A 15,954-nucleotide genomic window follows, 5' to 3' on the forward strand; every position below is an offset into this window, starting at 1 on the left:
CGACGCGGCCTCGGGGTGGGTGCCGGCGCTATTGCAGCCAGACCTCGACGCTTTCGCTGGCGCCGGCCGCGTCGATCACCGAGATCCGGACGAAACCCTTGCCCGGCGGTTGCCAGGCGCTTTCGCGCCGGCGCGTCGGCGGCAGCACGGGGGCGCCGTCGACCAGCCAGGTGAAGGGCGGTGCGCCGCCCGCGACCTTCAGGTTGAGCTCGCTGCGACCGGCCAGAGCCGAGGCGGCGAGATCGATCTTGGCCCCGGCCGGCGGGAAGGCCAGCTTGAGCCCGGGAGCCGCCATTGCGGCCACCGTCTTGGGGACGTCCTGGCGCAGATGCCGCAGCGGCGGCGGAAGCTGCGCCACCGTCGCGACGATGGCGTCGGCCGGCTGCGGGAAGGGGCGGGGGTCGTGGCCGAGCCTGGCGAAGGCGTCGAACAGGATCGGCGCCGCGACGCTGCGGCCGACCAGGCCCGGAACGGCGCCGTTATCGGCGCGGCCGACCCAGATGCCGATGGTGTGCCTTCGGTCGAAGCCGACGGCCCAGGCGTCGCGATAGCCATAGGATGTGCCGGTCTTGTAGGCGATCTTTCCCGGCTGCGCGTTCAGCGGCGGCGGCGCGCCGAGCAGCGTGTCGGCGACGTACCAGGCGGCGACCGGATCGACGAGGCGGGGCCTCGGCTCCTCCGCGGCGGCGCCCGGCTTCACCGCCAGCGGCAGCATGTCGCCGCCGCGCGCCAGCCCGACATATAGCCGCGTCAGATCGGCCAGGGTGATGCCGAGCCCGCCGAGCCCGATGGCGAGGCCGGGCGCGCCGCCCTCCTTCGGCAGGGCGATGCCGATGCCGGTATCGCGCAGGCGCGACAGGAAGCGCTGCGGGCCGAGCGCCGAGAGCAATTCGACGGAGGGCACGTTCAGGGAGAGCTGCAGCGCCTTGCGCGCGCTGACCATGCCCTGGAAGCTCATGTCGAAATTCTCGGGCACGTAGATGCCGTAGCGCGCCGGCCGGTCCTCCAGCATGGTCTCGGGATGGGCGATGCCATTGTCGAAGGCGAGCGCGTAGATGAAGGGCTTCAGCGCCGAGCCGGGCGAGCGCAGGGCGCGGGTGAGATCGAGCGCTCCGGCCCGCTCGCTGGCGAAATAATCGACGCCGCCGACCGAGGCGCGGATCTCGCCGCTGTCATTGTCCACCGCCAGCATGGCGATCGAGAGCTGGGGATGCAGCCCGATGCTGCGCTCGCGCGCCAGATTCTCCAGATTGGCCTGCAGCCGCGCGTCGATGGCGAGCCGGTGGCTGCGTTGCGACGGCGCCTCCGCCACCATCTGTTCGGCCAGATGCGGCGCGAGATGGGGGAAGGGCCGGCGCGCGGTGGGGATCGGCTCGTCCCGCGCCGCGGCGACCTCGGCCGGGGTGGCGAGCCCCGCGGCCGCGACCCGGGCGAGCACCCGCTCGCGCGCCTGGCGGGCGGCGTCCGGGAAGCGGTCGGGCCGGCGCGTCTCCGGCGCCTGCGGCAGGGCCACGAGCAGCGCGGCCTCGGCGGTGGAGAGCCGCTTCGGCTCCTTGCCGAACCAGGCGAAGCTCGCCGCGCGCACCCCTTCGAGATTGCCCCCATAGGGCGCGAGCGAGAGATAGAGATCGAGGATGCCGGTCTTGCCGAGGCGGCTCTCCAGCTGCACGGCCCGCACCGCCTGGCGCAGCTTGGCGGCGAGCGAACGCTCCTCGCGCGGCTCCAGCAGCCGGGCCACCTGCATGCTGAGCGTCGAGCCGCCGGAGACGATGCGGCCATTGACCGCCATCTGCCAGGCGGCGCGGGCGAGGCCGAGCGGGTCGATGCCGGAATGCCGGTCGAAGCGCCGGTCCTCATAGGCCTTGAGCATGGCGAGATAGCGCGGATCGACGTCGCCGGTGCCGACCGGGAGTTTCCAGCGGCCATCCGCGGTGAGGAAAGGCCGCAGCAGCCGGCCCTCGCGATCGAGCACGACGGTGGAGCGGTCGCCGGCCGCGGCGAGATCGAGCGGCGGCAGCGACCGTTCGTAATGCCAGAGCGCCGCCGCCAGGCCGAGGCCGAGCACCAGCGCCGTGGCGGCCGCGGTGCCGAACCAGCGCCGGCCCGTGCCCCGGCCGCTCATCGCCTCACCGCGCCGAGCTGATGTCGACCGTGCCGAAAGCGGTGCGGCCATAGCGGTCGGGCCGGTACATGTCCTCGATCACCGCCGCGGGCTGGACATAGCGGCCGGGCGAGACGGCACGGGCGATATAGGCGATGGTGAAGGCGGGCTTCTGGTCCTGGCTGCCGTTGCGCTCGAAGGCCGCGACATAGCGGTCGTCGCGCGCCTCGGTATGCACCGGCGTCACCTCCTGCTTCAGCCAGTCCAGCCCGGCCACGGAGGCGCCTTCGGTGAGATTGGCGTTCTCGATCTCCAGCCCGGCCGGAACCGGGTCGACCAGCAGCAGCCGGCCGAAGCGCGCCGCCGCCTCGGTGACGGTGAGGGCCACCACGTAGCGCTCGTTCTGGCGCAGGCGGGACGGATCGGCGCGCTCGCCCTTCATCGTGTAGATCACCCGTTCCAGCCCGAAGCCCTGGTTCAGCGCCGGTTCCGCCGCGGTCGGGATGCCCGAGACGGTGATCACGGCCTGGGCCGCCGCGGCCCCGGGATTGGCGATGGTGAGCGGCTTCGCCTCGAGCGCCGCGGCCGCGAGGGTGCGATAGAGCGGGCCCTTCCGCTCGGCGCCGTCGACCGTCAGCGTCATGCCCTCGGCGTCCTTCGCCATGGCCTGCGCCGCCACCACCATCCACATCTGCTCCTGGGTGGAGGTGAAGCGCGCGGCGTTGCGCGCGTTGTCGACGATCGCGGCGGCGCGGGCGAGATCGGCGCGCTCGCCATTGCTCTCCGCGATCAGCGCGAGGATGCCGGAGCCGTCACGCAGGCGCGAGCCGTAATCGGGCCGCGACAGGCCGTCGTCGCGGCTCTCCTGCAGGCCGGCCAGCGCGCTGGCGAAGGCGGCGCGGCCGCGGCTGCGGTCGCCCAGCAGCGACAGCGCGGCCCCTATCTGCCCGCGGGCCAGCGGTGTGCCGAATTCGGCCAGCTTGTTGTCGGCGAGATAGCGCAGATCGCCCATCACGGGCCGGCCGTTGCGGGCCAGCACATAGAGCGCATAAGCCATGCCGGCCGCCTCTTCCTTGACGATCTCGCTGGTGTTGACGACCTGGTTGCGCAGCCGGTCCAGCGCCAGGTTGAAGGCGATCTGCGGCACGGCGAACTGGCGCTCGCGCGCTCGCGTCAGGAAGTCGGTGACGAAGGCGTCGAGCCAGAGATCCTCGCCGCCGACGCTCCACAGCCCGAAGGAGCCGTTGGCGCCCTGGCGCGACAGCACCCGCTCGATCGCGGCATTGACGCGCTCGTCGGCATCCCCGTCCAGCGCCAGATTCTCGAGCGAGGCCAGCCGGTTGACGTGCAGCAGCGGCAAGGCGCGGCTCACCGTCTGCTCGGTGCAGCCATAGGGGTAGCGGTCGAGCGCCTTGAGCAAAGCCGGGACATCCAGCGCCGCCAGCGGCGAGACGGAAACCGAGACCTGCCCCGATCCGGGGACGAGATCGGCGAGGAGATCGGCGGAGACCGTGACTGCGCCGCCATTGCCCGGAATGGGCCGGACGATGCGGCGGGCGATGGTCCCGGCGGAGGGCTGCACCCGCACGGCCAGGTTCTGGCTGGTGCCGATGCCGCCGGGGCCGGTGATGCGCACGTCGAATTCCGCGCGTCCGAGCCCTGCCGCGGTCACCGGAATGGTCATCTGGCTCTTGGCGCCGGCCGCGAGCTGGAGGGTGCGCCGGGTCGCATCCGCCGCCACCAGCACCGGGCCACGAATGTCGAGATCGACGGTGTAGGCGCCCGCCGGTCCCTCGACATTGTCGATGGCGAGGTGGAAGCGGGACTGGTCGCCGATGGCGAGGAAGCGCGGCAGCGTCGCCTGCGCCACGATCTGGTCGCGCACGATCACGTCGGCGCTGGCCTGGCCGGTGCGGCCCGACGTCCAGGCGACGGCCATCACCCGCACCGTGCCGTTGAACGCCGGCAGATCGAAGGAGACCCTGGCGGTGCCGTCGGCGCCGAGCTTCACCACGCCGGAATAGCGCGCCACCGGCTCCTGCGTCGGCTTTTCGCCGGCCAGCGGGGCCGCGCCGTCGCCGCCGGTGCGGATCGCGCCGCGCACGCCCTGCATGCCGTCGATGAGATAGCCGTAGAGGTCGCGCAGCTCATGGCCGAGCTGGCGCTGGCCGAAGAAGAACTGGCTGGGATTGGGGCTCTCGTAGCGGGTGAGGTTGAGGATGCCGACATCGACCGCCGCGACGGTGACGAACGCATCTTCGCCCGGCTGCGCCCCTGTCACCTTGATCGGCAGCGACAGCGTCGAGAGCGGGCGCACCAGGTTCGGCGCGCCGAGATCGAGCGCCAGACTGCGCTTCTCCTGGCCGATCGCGAACCAGGTCAGGCCGATCGCCCGGCCGGGCGCGCGCTGCGCGGCCGCGTCCATCGGCCGGTGCGCGAGCACGACCAGATAGGCGCTGGCGCCCCATTCGGCCTTGCCCGGGATCGATGCGGTCGCGCCGCCTTCCGCCACCTCGATGGTGCGGATCTCGTTGACGCGGTCGCTGATCACCACGAGCGTCGCCTTGCCGGCGAAGCGCGGTGCGAGCCTGACCTGCAGGCTCTCGCCCTCGGCATAGGCCTGTTTGTCCAGGGCGACGTCCAGCACATCCGGCGCATCGGCCGTCTTGTCGGTCTCGTAGCCGACGGTGAAGCTGACCGAGGTTTCGGTGGCGTCGGGGCCGTCCGCGGCGACGTCCAGCCGGTAATTGCCCCATTGCACCGGCGCCTGGATGGTGGCGGGCGCGTTGGCGGCGACGGCGATCTCGCCATCGGCGACGCGGCGGGTGGATTTGACGCCTTCGTAATTCCAGCGCCCATCCTGGAAGAACCATTGATAGTTCCGGGTGATCTTCGACAGCGTCCATTTCACCCCGGGCCGCGCCAGCCGCCGGCCGTCGCCCGTCGCCATGATCACGTCGAAACGGGCGGTCTGGCCATTGCCGAGTTCGCCGTCGCGGAAGGCCTTGCGCACGCCGATCGCCGCGCCCTTCGGCACGATCGGCAGGGTGACGGAGCGGGCGATGGCGCGCCCGCCCGGCTCGCCGACCCGCACCGTCAGCTCGACCTCGAGCGGGCGGTTGGTCTCGGCCTGCTGCACGGGGGTGACGATGGTGGCCTTGCCGGCCGCATCGGTGGTGGCGCTCTCCTCGAAATCGCTCTGGACCGGCTGGAATTCCTCGTCGCCGAGCCCGACCTGATAGCCGGCGAAGCCCGGAATGGCGCTCTGGCCGGCGGCACGGATGGTCATCGAGCCGGTGACGTCGAGCTCGGAGCCGGGGGCGCCATAGAGATAGCGGGCGGTGACGTCGAGCTGCGCGGGTTCGCCCGCCTGCAGCACCGGTGTCTTCGGCGCCAGCGTCAATTCGAGCTTTTCGGGGACGTAATCCTCGACGAGGAAGGTCGCCTCGCCGATGGCGGGTCCCTTCGGATCGGCATAGGCCTGGATCCGCCAGGTGCCGGTCTGGGCGCCGCCGATCAGTGGGATCGCATGGGCGCGCCCGCCCGCGCCCTGATCCTCGACCTGGCGGCGGCGATATTCCACGCCGTCCGGCCGTTTCACCGCGATCGTCAAGGGCAGGCCCGAGACGGCCGCGCCCCGGGCGTCGCGCAGCAGGCTGGTGAGATAGACCGTCTCGCCGGAGCGGTAGACGCCGCGCTCGGTGTAGAGATAAGCGTCCAGCCCGGCCGGCGCGACGCGGCCCTTGACCCCGCGATCCGAGAGATCGAAGGCGGTCTGCTTCAGGTCGAGGAAACCGTAATCCTCGCCGAGCAGGGCCGTGACCAGCCCCGGCGCATTGCCGCCCTGGCCCTTGCCCAGCGCCGCATCGAAGCGGGCATGGCCGTTGCCGTCGCTGCGGACGGTCGCGAGAACCTCGTTGTTGCGCGCGACCAGCCGCAATTCGGCATTGGCGACCGGCGCCGCATCGGCCAGCGAGCGGACCAGTACATGCACGCCGTCCGGCCCGGAGAAGGCGGTGAGGCCGAGATCGGAGACGACGAACCATTGGGTGGCGCGGGTGGTGCCGTCGTCGTAATCGGCGTCGCCATCGCTCGGCGCGGGAGCCGCGCGGCCGCCGGCGGGCTTGGCGAAGAGCACATAGACGCCCGGCTGCAGCCGCCCGACCGCCTCGATCACCGGGAAGGCGGTGACCACGTCCTTATTGAGCTCCGGCTTCACCTCCATCGATCCGGTCCAGACGCTGGCGCCCTTGTCGCTGGCGATCTGGCGGGCGGCGTAGGAGCCGAGCTGGCTGAGGAAATCCTCGGAATGGACGGAGTTGATCAGATTGCGATCGCCGATCCGCATCACCTCCAGTTCCAGCCGGTCGGCATTCACCGAGACGACCGGGATGCCCTGCTGGCCGGTGCGCGGCAGCACGTAGTTCTTGCCGGTGAAGCGGACGGTCGGCGTGCGGTCGCGGACATAGATCTCGTAATCGGCCGATTTCAGCAGCGTCTCGTCGGGCAAAGCGGAAGGCACGCCCTGCCGGATGACGAAGGCGTAACGCTCGCCATGGCGCAGGCCGTCGACGCAGATCTGGCGGTCCTCGGCGCTGACCGCGAAATCGCCGCGGCCGCCGGAGATCGCGACATAGGGCGCGAAATCGACGCGGCCGCGGGCCAGGGGCTCGGAGAACTCGAAACAGGCGCGCGGCGAAGCGGCGTCGGCATCGACCTTGTTGGAGATGAGGCGGAAGCCGCGCTGGGCCCGCAGCTCCTCATAGGCGCTCCGCAGCGAGGCGTTGTCGGCGATGTCGAGGCTTAGCCGGTAGGTAGTCAGGGCCGGGCGCCAGAGCTCGTTCTTCTGGAAGGTGCGGGCCAGCACGCCGAGGGAGAGCGCCTCCTCCGGCCGGGTCTGCGCCCGCGCATAGGCGAGATAGGCGGCGGAGATGGCGCGCTCGCGCAATTCCCAGCGCTCGCGATAATCGCGCGGCTCGATCGCGTTCGCGGCGCTCGCCATCAGCCGCCAGGCGGCCGCGCTGGCGGGATCGGCGACGACGGCGGCGTTGGCCTGCGGCAGGGCGGCGCGCGCATCGCCCCGGGCCAGCGCGGCGAGGCCGTCGCGCAGGGCCGTCGCGGCCGGGCGGCCGCCGGTCGTGACCTCGCGCTTCAGCCGCTCCTCGAGGCGCTGTCCGTCCGCCGCGAGATCGTTGCGGATATAGGCCTTCTGGGCCAGAGCGGGATGGCTCGCCAGAACGAGGCCGAGACCGAGGGCGAGACGGGCGAGCAGGCTCATGATCAACTGTCCTCCGGGCGATCCGCCGCACCCGCCGCAAGCGGTGCAGGAGGGGCCCACGCGCTGCCGCGCAGGCTAGCACCGGTGCGGGCCGGCGCAATGCGAAAGGTTGTGCACCGAGGCTCCGACCAGCTGTTGCAGCGCCGCCGGTTCTGGCGCTCAATGCCGGGCGACGGCAGGAGGCGGCGATGGTGTGCGGGATCGGGATCGGCGGCGAGGCGACGCGGCGTCACAGGCTGGGCCGGGGGGCGCTCGTCCTGGCGGGGTGGCTGATGTTCGCCGCCGCGGCCATGGCCCAGGCGCCCAATCCGCAGCTGGCGGCGGCGCAGGCGGCGTTCGAGAGCCTGCCGGAGGCCGAGCGCAAGGCGATCCAGACCGATCTGATCTGGGTGGGGCTGCTCAGCAGCGCCGCCACCGGCGGCTATGGCCCGCTGACCTTCCGGGCGATCAACCAGGCCAAGAGCGGGCGCGGCCCGGCCGATGGTGTGCTGTCGCCGTCCGAGCGGCAGGCGCTGAACGAGGCGGCGCGGGCGGCGCGCGACGCGGTCGGCTTCAAGCTGGTGAACGATCAGCGCACCGGGGTGCGGATCGGCGTTCCCGAGCGCGTCCTGCCGAAATACGAGGTCACGCCGGCGGGCAGCAGCCGCTGGCAGAGCCAGGACGGGCGGATCACCCTCGACGTCACGGCGACACCGGCGGCGGAGCCGCTGGAGGCGATCTTCGCCAAGGCGACGGCGGCGAACCCGAATATCCCGAGCCGGAAGATCACCTACAAGCTGCTGCGACCGGATTTCTTCGTGGTCAGCGGCGAGACCCCGACCGGCAAGTTCTACCGCCGGCTGGCGCTGGGGTCGCAGGGGCTCCGCGGCTTCTCGATCGGCTATGACAGGGCGCTTTCGGAGAGCGTCGACAGGCTGGTGATCGCCGTCGCCAGCAGCTTCGAGCCGTTTCCGACGGGCGCGGCTCCGGTCACCGGACCGGCGGTCGCAGGCCCCGCCCGCCCGATCCCGATCGCACCGGCGCGCCCCACAGAGCGCTACGGCGTCGCGACGGCTCTGTCGGAGACGCTCGCCGTCACCTCCGGCACGGGGCTCGAGGCCTGCAGGAGCCTGCAGGTGGCGGGCCGGCCGGCGCGGCTGCGCGGCAGGATCGCCGGGGACAGGCTGGCGCTGCTCGAGATCCAGGGCGGGCGGCCGGTGGCGAGCCTGCGCGAGGAGGTCCCGGCCGATGCCGAGCCGCTCCTGCTGCTTGCCTATGCCGAGGAGGCGGGCCGACGCAGCGCCGTCGCGCTGCCGGGCATTGCGAGGCGCGCGGGGGAGGGGCTCTCCGTGCTGGCACCGCTGCAGCCGGGGCAGGCCGGCGCACCGGCCTTCGACCGGCAGGGACGGCTGGTCGGCATCGTGGCGGATAATCCATCCGACCGGCTGCTGGTCGCCGGCATCGCGCCGCAGCGCGCCTATGCGCTGCTCGCCGCGAAAGAGCTGCGGCCGGCGCTCGGCACGCCCGGCCCCGCATCCGATCCGGTCGCAACCGATGTGCTGAGCACCGGCGCGCTGGTGCAGAAGCTCGGTCCCGGCGTCTTGCAGGTGAGCTGCGGACTGTAAGGACTGTTCGTAAACAGCAGTTGTATCGGTCGCGACAATCGGCTCAGATGCCGGCGTAGCCAAGGAAGCCCCGCCTGCGCGGTGAGGAGCGGCCAGAGTTAAATCGATTAGGTAGAGGAAACCACCATGAGCAATTCGATCGACAGGCGCAGTGTACTCAAGGGCGCTGCGGCAGCCGGCGCGGCGGGGCTGATCGCCAGCCCGGCTCTCGGCCAGGCGAAATGGCCGAGCCGCCCGGTGACGCTGGTGTGCCCCTGGGGTGCCGGCGGCGGCACCGATGCGACGGCGCGCATCATCGCGGCCCTGCTCGAGAAGAGCCTGGGACAGCCCTTCAACGTCGTGAACCGGACCGGCGGCTCGGGTGTGGTCGGCCATTCCGCCATCGCGACGGCGGCGCCGGACGGCTACACCATCGGCATGATCACGGTGGAAATCACCATGATGCATCATCAGGGGCTGACCGAGCTCAACCCGACCAGCTACACCCCGCTGGCGCTGATGAACGAGGATCCGCCGGGCGTGCAGGTCAAGGCCGACTCGCCCTACAAGGACGTCAAGGCGCTGGCCGACGCGATCAAGGCCGCGCCGGAAGGCAAGTTCAAGGCGTCGGGCACCGGCCAGGGCGGCATCTGGCATCTCGCTCTGATCGGCTGGCTGCAGGCCATGGGCCTGAAGCCGAACCATGTCGCCTGGGCGCCGTCCAACGGCGCGGCCCCGGCGATGCAGGATCTCGCCGCCGGCGGCATCGACATCGTCACCTGCTCGGTGCCGGAAGCGCGCGCCATGCTGGACGCCGGCAAGGCCAAGGCGCTGGCCATCATGGCGAGCGAGCGCAACCCGATGTTCAAGGACGTGCCGACGCTGAACGAGACGCTCGGCATCAACTACTCCGTCGGCGCCTGGCGCGGCATCGCCGGGCCCAAGGGGCTGCCCGCCGAGATCCAGGCGACCCTGATGGCCGAGCTGAAGAAGGCCTATGAGTCCAAGGAATTCAAGGACTTCATGAACGCGCGCGGCTTCGGCATGAAATTCGCCGACCAGGCCGGCTTCACGACCTTCATGGCCGAAGGCGACAAGGCCATGGGCTCGGCCATGTCGGCGGCGGGCCTCGCCAAGAAGGCCTGAGCCGCGCATCAGTCATCGGAGGCGGCCGCCGACCGGCTGCCGCCTCCGCTCCGATGTTTCCTCTGCCATGCGGCGTGAGCCCGATCCGCCGCCTCCCGCGCCACCGCCCCAGGTTCACCATCATGCGTTTCAACGATGCGATCGTCGGCGCCGTCTTCATGCTGCTGGCTGGCGTGATGATCGCCCTCACCTTCACCTTTCCGCCCTTTCCCGGGCAGAAATACGGGCCGAGCCTGTTCCCGCGCATCATCGCCGGCGGCATCATCCTGTGCTCGGCGCTGCTGATCATGCGGGGCTGGAAGGCGCGGCGCGAGATCGGCGACCCCTGGCTCGAGCTGGCGGGCTGGACCCGGGAGCCGCGCCGCGTCGCTTCCTTCGCGCTGATGCTCGGAGCGATGGTGTTCTATCTCCTCGCCTCCGAGCCGCTCGGCTTCATTCCGTCCGCCTTCCTGATCCAGCTCGTGCTGTTCCTGTGGTTCGGCGTGCGCCCGGTGACGGCGGTGCTGGTCGCGGTCGGCATGACGATCGCCGTGCAATATTTCTTCGGCAATCTGATGCGCGTGCCCCTGCCACGCGGCATCCTCGACAGCGTGCTCTGAGGAGGCCCCGATGACAGCGATCTCCACCGCCTTCGGCCTGGTCTTCGACCCCTATGTCCTGGCCGTGATCATGGGCTCGGCGATCTTCGGCATGTTCGTCGGTGCCATGCCCGGGCTGACAGCCACCATGGCGACGGCGCTGCTGGTGCCGGTGACCTTCTTCATGGCCCCGGTGCCGGCCCTCGGCGCGATCGTCACCGCGACCGCCATGGCGATCTTCGCCGGCGACATCCCCGCCGCCATGCTGCGCATGCCGGGCACGCCGGCCTCCGCCGCCTATGCCGATGAGAGCTACGAGATGACCAAGAAGGGTCAGCTCGATCTGTGCATGGGCGTCAACCTCGTCTTCTCTGTGCTCGGCGGAATCTTCGGCGTCCTGATCCTGATCGTGCTGGCGCCGGCCCTGGCCGAGGTCGCGATCAACTTCTCCTCCTTCGAGTATTTCTGGCTGGCCTGCCTCGGCCTGACCTGCGCGGTGTTCATCGGCACGGGCGACCCGATCAAGGGGCTTTTGTCGCTGTTCATTGGGCTGGCGATCGGCTGCATCGGCATCGACCCAGCCGCCGGGCAGCCGCGCTTCACCTTCGGCAATGTCGATCTTCTCTCCGGCATCAACTTCATCCCGACGCTGATCGGCATGTTCGCCGTGTCGGAGCTGCTGCGCGGCGCCGTGACGATGGAGAAGGGCGGCCACATCATCGCCCAGGCCGTCGGCAACCTGATGACCGGCGTCGGGGCCGTGTTCAGGAAATACTGGTTCAACTTCCTGCGCGGATCGGTGATCGGCACCGTGATCGGTGCTTTGCCGGGTGCCGGTGCCGACATCGCCGCCTGGGTCTCCTATGCGGTCTCCAAGAAGACCTCGAAGGAGCCGGAGAAATTCGGCACCGGGCATATCGAGGGGATCGTGGATTCGACCTCGGCCAACAACTCGGCGCTGGGCGGCGCCTGGATCCCGGCGCTGGTCTTCGGCATTCCCGGCGATTCCATCACCGCCATCGTCATCGGCGTGCTCTACATGAAGGGCATGAACCCCGGCCCCAGCGTCTTCCTGCAGACGCCGGAGCTGATCTATGCGGTGTTCATCATCTTCATCCTCGCCAATCTGCTGATGTTCCCGCTCGGCTGGGCGGCCATCAAATCCGCCAAGCAGATCCTGCGGGTGCCGCGCAACGTGCTGCTGCCGGTCATCCTGATCTTCTGCATGGTGGGCTCGTTCGCGATGACCAACTCGCTCTACGGCATCGTGCTGATGGTGGTGATGGGGGTGTTCGGCTGGCTGCTCGAGGAGCATGGCGTGCCCGTCGCGCCGCTGATCCTCGGCCTGGTGCTGGGCGAGATGCTGGAGCAGAACTTCATGAGCTCGATGATCAAATCCGACGGATCCTTCATCGGCTTCCTGAACCGCCCGATCGCCGGCATCCTCGGCGTGGCGACATTGCTGCTCTGGGCGCTGATGATCTGGCGGGCCCTGCCGATCGGGCGCCGCGCGGCGCCTGCCCCGGTCTGATCAGCCGACGATGCCCGAACGCCTGAGCGCAGCGATGCGCTCGGGCGCCAGGCCGAGCTCCGCCAGCACCTCGTCGCTGTGCTCTCCGAGCCCCGGCGGGCGGCGGCGCAGCGGCGCCCGCTCACCATCCAGCCGATAGGGCGGGGCCAGCAGATCGGGCGCCTGCGCCTGGGCCGGATCCCGCGAGACCATGCCCGCCTGCGCCGCCCGCTGCGAGGTCAGCGCCGCATTCAGGCCGAGCACCTCGCCGCAGGGGATGCCGTGCCGCGCCAGCCTCTCCAGGAGGAGCGCGCGGGGCCGGGCCCGCAGTTCCGCCAGGATGATCGGCAGCAGGGTATCGCGGCGGCGCGTCCGCTCGAGATTGGTGGCGTAGGCGGGCTCGTCGGCGAGGTCCGGCCGGTCGATGACATGCCGGCAGAAGCGGTCGAACTGGGCGTTGTTGCCGACGGTGATGACGAGCGGGCCATCGGCCGCATCGAAGACGCCATAGGGCACGATGGAGGGGTGGGCATTGCCATAGCGCGGCGGATCCCGCCCGAGGGCCAAAGCCTCGAGCCCGTAATAGGAGGTGACGGACAGGCCGCCATCGAAGAGGGCGAGCTCGACATGCTTGCCACGGCCGGTGCGGCCACGCTGCACCAGCGCGGCCAGGATCGCCTGGGCGGCGAATTGGCCGGTGAAGAGATCGACGATGGCGACGCCGAATTTCAGCGGCGGCTGGTCGTCATTGCCGTTCATCATCATCAGCCCGGACTCGCCCTGGATGACGAGGTCGTATCCGGGGCGCGCAGCTTCCGGGCCGCGGGAGTCGTAGCCCGCCACGGAGCAATAGATCAGCCCGGGGTTGAGCGCGCTCAGCGCATCGTAGCCGAGGCCGAGCTTGTCGGCGCCGCCCGTCTTGAAGTTCTGGATCAGGACGTCGCTCTGCGCCGCCAGCTCGCGCACGATGGCGAGGCCTTCGGGCTGGCCGAGATCGATCCCGATCGAGCGCTTGTTGCGGTTCACCGCGTTGAAGTAGCAGGTGTTGCGCTCGCCCAGCCGCATGCCCCAGTCGCGCGTGTCGTCGCCGCGGCCGGGATGCTCGACCTTGACCACCTCGGCGCCGAGATCGGCCAGGACCTGGCCGCACCAGGGCCCGGCGAGGATGCGGGAGAGATCGAGAACCCTGATGCCGGCGAGCGGCAGGTCGCTGTCGCTCACGAGCCCATCACCCCTTCGAGGCTGCGCGCCAGCGCGATCAGCCGCGGCCGGACCTCGTCCATCAGGAAATCCTGAGGCAGGATCACCGTCGGCGCCCCGCAATTCAGCGACATCGGCGGCAGGCCGCCGCCCGGCCGGAAGCCGACGGCGATGGCGCTCACCGTCGGCTGCCAGTCGCCGAAGGAGCGGGCGCAGCCATGGCTGGCGTAATCCTCCAGCGCCCGGGCGATGCCGTCGCGCAGCCGTGGCCAGGCGGCGTCGTCCACAGAGCGGATGTCGTCGAGGATGGCCTGGCGCTCGGCCGGCGCGCAGACGGCGAGGAAGGCGCGGCCCATGGCGCTGCGGGCCATCGACAGGCGCGAGCCGGTGTCCATGTTGAGCGCGATCGCGACATCGCCGCGGGCGCATTCGATATAGCGCATGCTGAGCCGGTCGCGCACGCCGAGGCCGACGGTCGCGTTGGAGAAGGCGGCGAGTTCGCGCATGCCCGGGCGCGCGAGATGGCGCACGTCGAGCCCGGCCAGCGCCGTCGAGCCGAGCGCGATCAGAGCCGTGCCGAGGCGATAGGCGCCGCTTTGCGGCATCTGGTGGAGATAGCCGAGCTTGGTCAGCGTATAGGTCAGCCGCGACACGGTGGAGCGGGCGAGGCCGCAGCGCGCGGCGATCTCGGAATTGGCGAGCGATTCCTCGCCCTTGCGGAAGCAGGCCAGGACATCGAGCCCGCGCGCCAGCGCCGTGACGAAATGACGGTCCTCCTTCAGCCCGGCGAGATCGTCGGCCTCGGTGTCCGGCAGGTCGCGGGGGCTGTGCAGGTTCATCGCCAGGCTCACCGCTTCATCAGGAAGGCGGCGAAGGCGGCCTGCGCCTCGGCCGAGATGAGCCGCTCGCCGAAGAGGCGGCCTTCCTCGGCGATGGTTTCCGCGACCTGGCTGCGATGCGCGCGCTTGAGCAGGGATTTGGTCAGCGCCACCGATTGCGGCGGCAGGGAAGCGAGCGCACGCGCCTTGTCCAGCGCCAGCGCCAGCGCCTTGCCCTCATCGGCGACGGCGTTGACGAGTCCGGCCTCGCGCGCGGTCTCAGGGCCGAAGGCCTCGCCGAGCATCAGCAGCTCGGCCGCCTTCTTGGTGCCGGCGATGAGCGGCAGCAGGTAGCTCGAGGCGCCCTCTGGGCAGAGCCCGAGCGCGACGAAGGGCATGCGGAAGCTCGCGCCCTTCCCGGCGAAGGCGAGGTCGCAATGCAGCAGCATGGTGGTGCCGATGCCGACCGCGAAGCCTTCCACCGCCGCGAGGACGGGCTTGGTCGCGCCGGAGATGGCGGTCAGGAAATCCATGGCGATGCGCGGGCCGGAATCCGCCACGGCGGCGAAATCCTTGATGTCGTTGCCGCTGGTGAAGCAATTGCCGGCGCCGGTGATCACCATGGCGCGGATCGTCTCGTCGGCCTCGGCCGCCGCGATCGCGTCGATCAGGCCGCGATAGCTGGCGCGGTCGAGCGCGTTCTTGCGCTCGGGCCGGTTCATCGTGATCTGGACGACGCCCGGGGCGACGGTTTCGGTCAGGATGCTCATGGTCACGGTCCCCCGCCGCAGAGAGCGGCCTTGGCTTCGGCATATTCGCGCTTCAGCCGGTTTATCACGGTTGCCACGGCGGGCGCATCGTCGATCAGGCCGACGCCCTGGCCCGACCCCCAGATGTCGCGCCAGGCCTTGACGCTGCCGGATCCGAAATTCATCCGGCTCTTGTCGGCCTCCGGCAGCGCGTCGGGATCGAGCCCCTGGGCAGCGATGCTGGGCTTGAGATAATTGCCGGGGACGCCGGTGAAGAACGGGGTGTAGACGATGTCGCTGGCGGCGGCGCCGAGAATCATCCGCTTGTAGGCGTCCGCCGCATTGGCTTCCTGCGTGGCGATGAAGCGGGTGCCGATATAGGCGAGGTCGGCGCCCATCGCCTGCGCGGCCAGGATAGCGCGACCGGTGGCGATCGCCCCCGAGAGGATGATGGGTCCGTCATAGAAGCGCCGGACCTCGCCGACCAGCGCGAAGGGGCTCAGCGTGCCGGCATGGCCGCCGGCTCCGGCGCAGACCAGGATCAGCCCGTCGACGCCGGCCTCGAGCGCCTTCTCGGCGTGGCGCAGCGTGGTGACGTCGTGGAAGACGAGGCCGCCATAGGAATGCGCGGCGGAGACGACAGCATCGGGCGCGCGCAGCGAGGTGATGATGATCGGCACCTGATGGCGGACGCAGCACTCCATGTCCTGCATCAGCCGGTCATTGGAGGCGTGGACGATCTGGTTGACCGCGAAGGGCGCGATCGTCCGGCCCGGCTCGGCGGCGCTGGCGGCCGCGAGCTCGCTCCTGATCCGCGTCAGCCAGAGGTCGAGCTGCTCGGCGGGCCTCGCGTTCAAGGCGGGGAAGGAGCCGACGATGCCGTTGAGACATTGCCCGATGACCAGCTCCGGCCCGGAGACGATGAACATCGGCGAGCCGATGACGGGCAGGGCCAGCCGGTCGGCGAGGGCGGCGGGGAGGGCCATGGCGC

At 70.6% G+C, this 15,954-nt stretch carries 10 protein-coding genes; 4 read left to right on the forward strand and 6 right to left on the reverse strand.

The annotated features are described in order from the left end of the window. Window positions 1–28 precede the first annotated feature (28 nt). Both pbpC and ASG72_RS18875 read right to left on the reverse strand, forming a co-directional pair. On the reverse strand, window positions 29–2,122 hold the full coding sequence (gene pbpC / locus ASG72_RS18870) for a penicillin-binding protein 1C (protein WP_200939978.1): 2,094 nt from the start codon (window positions 2,120–2,122) through the stop codon (window positions 29–31). A gap of 4 nt (window positions 2,123–2,126) precedes the next feature. Continuing rightward, window positions 2,127–7,379, reverse strand: a complete 5,253-nt coding sequence (locus ASG72_RS18875) for an alpha-2-macroglobulin (protein WP_056716555.1) — start codon at window positions 7,377–7,379, stop codon at window positions 2,127–2,129. A 188-nt stretch (window positions 7,380–7,567) separates the two neighbouring features. Between ASG72_RS18875 and ASG72_RS18880 the strand changes: the two genes are divergently transcribed. The 4 genes from ASG72_RS18880 (at window position 7,568) to ASG72_RS18895 (ending at window position 12,217) form a co-directional block, all read left to right on the forward strand. Then, window positions 7,568–8,983, forward strand: coding sequence for a serine protease (locus ASG72_RS18880; RefSeq protein WP_056715918.1), 1,416 nt, complete (start codon window positions 7,568–7,570; stop codon window positions 8,981–8,983). A 126-nt stretch (window positions 8,984–9,109) separates the two neighbouring features. Then, window positions 9,110–10,108, forward strand: coding sequence for a tripartite tricarboxylate transporter substrate binding protein (locus tag ASG72_RS18885; protein WP_056715924.1), 999 nt, complete (start codon window positions 9,110–9,112; stop codon window positions 10,106–10,108). Between the two features lie 122 nt (window positions 10,109–10,230). Beyond that, on the forward strand, window positions 10,231–10,707 hold the full coding sequence (locus ASG72_RS18890) for a tripartite tricarboxylate transporter TctB family protein (RefSeq protein ID WP_056715926.1): 477 nt from the start codon (window positions 10,231–10,233) through the stop codon (window positions 10,705–10,707). A gap of 10 nt (window positions 10,708–10,717) precedes the next feature. Continuing rightward, window positions 10,718–12,217 carry a tripartite tricarboxylate transporter permease gene (locus ASG72_RS18895; protein WP_056715929.1) on the forward strand — a complete coding sequence of 500 codons (1,500 nt, stop codon included), beginning with the start codon at window positions 10,718–10,720 and terminating at the stop codon, window positions 12,215–12,217. On the opposite strand, the gene ASG72_RS18900 is transcribed toward ASG72_RS18895, so the two are convergent. The 4 genes from ASG72_RS18900 to ASG72_RS18915 are packed head-to-tail and all read right to left on the reverse strand — an operon-like array spanning window position 12,218 to window position 15,949. Further along, window positions 12,218–13,417: a CaiB/BaiF CoA-transferase family protein gene (locus ASG72_RS18900; RefSeq protein ID WP_056715933.1), complete on the reverse strand. Its 1,200-nt coding sequence runs from the start codon at window positions 13,415–13,417 to the stop codon at window positions 12,218–12,220. It abuts the gene before it with no gap. After that, window positions 13,414–14,235 (reverse strand): IclR family transcriptional regulator, encoded by an 822-nt coding sequence (locus ASG72_RS21355; protein ID WP_056716558.1) that lies wholly within the window; start codon window positions 14,233–14,235, stop codon window positions 13,414–13,416. Before ASG72_RS21355 ends, ASG72_RS18900 begins: the two co-directional genes overlap by 4 nt. A gap of 8 nt (window positions 14,236–14,243) precedes the next feature. Then, the gene (locus tag ASG72_RS18910; protein ID WP_056715937.1) at window positions 14,244–14,984 is read right to left on the reverse strand and encodes an enoyl-CoA hydratase-related protein; all 741 of its coding nucleotides are present in this window, start codon (window positions 14,982–14,984) and stop codon (window positions 14,244–14,246) included. Between the two features lie 2 nt (window positions 14,985–14,986). Continuing rightward, window positions 14,987–15,949, reverse strand: a complete 963-nt coding sequence (locus ASG72_RS18915; protein ID WP_056715940.1) for a nitronate monooxygenase family protein — start codon at window positions 15,947–15,949, stop codon at window positions 14,987–14,989. Window positions 15,950–15,954 lie beyond the last annotated feature (5 nt).

The organism is Allobosea sp. Leaf344 (assembly GCF_001426225.1).
Classification (GTDB): Bacteria; Pseudomonadota; Alphaproteobacteria; order Rhizobiales; family Beijerinckiaceae; genus Allobosea.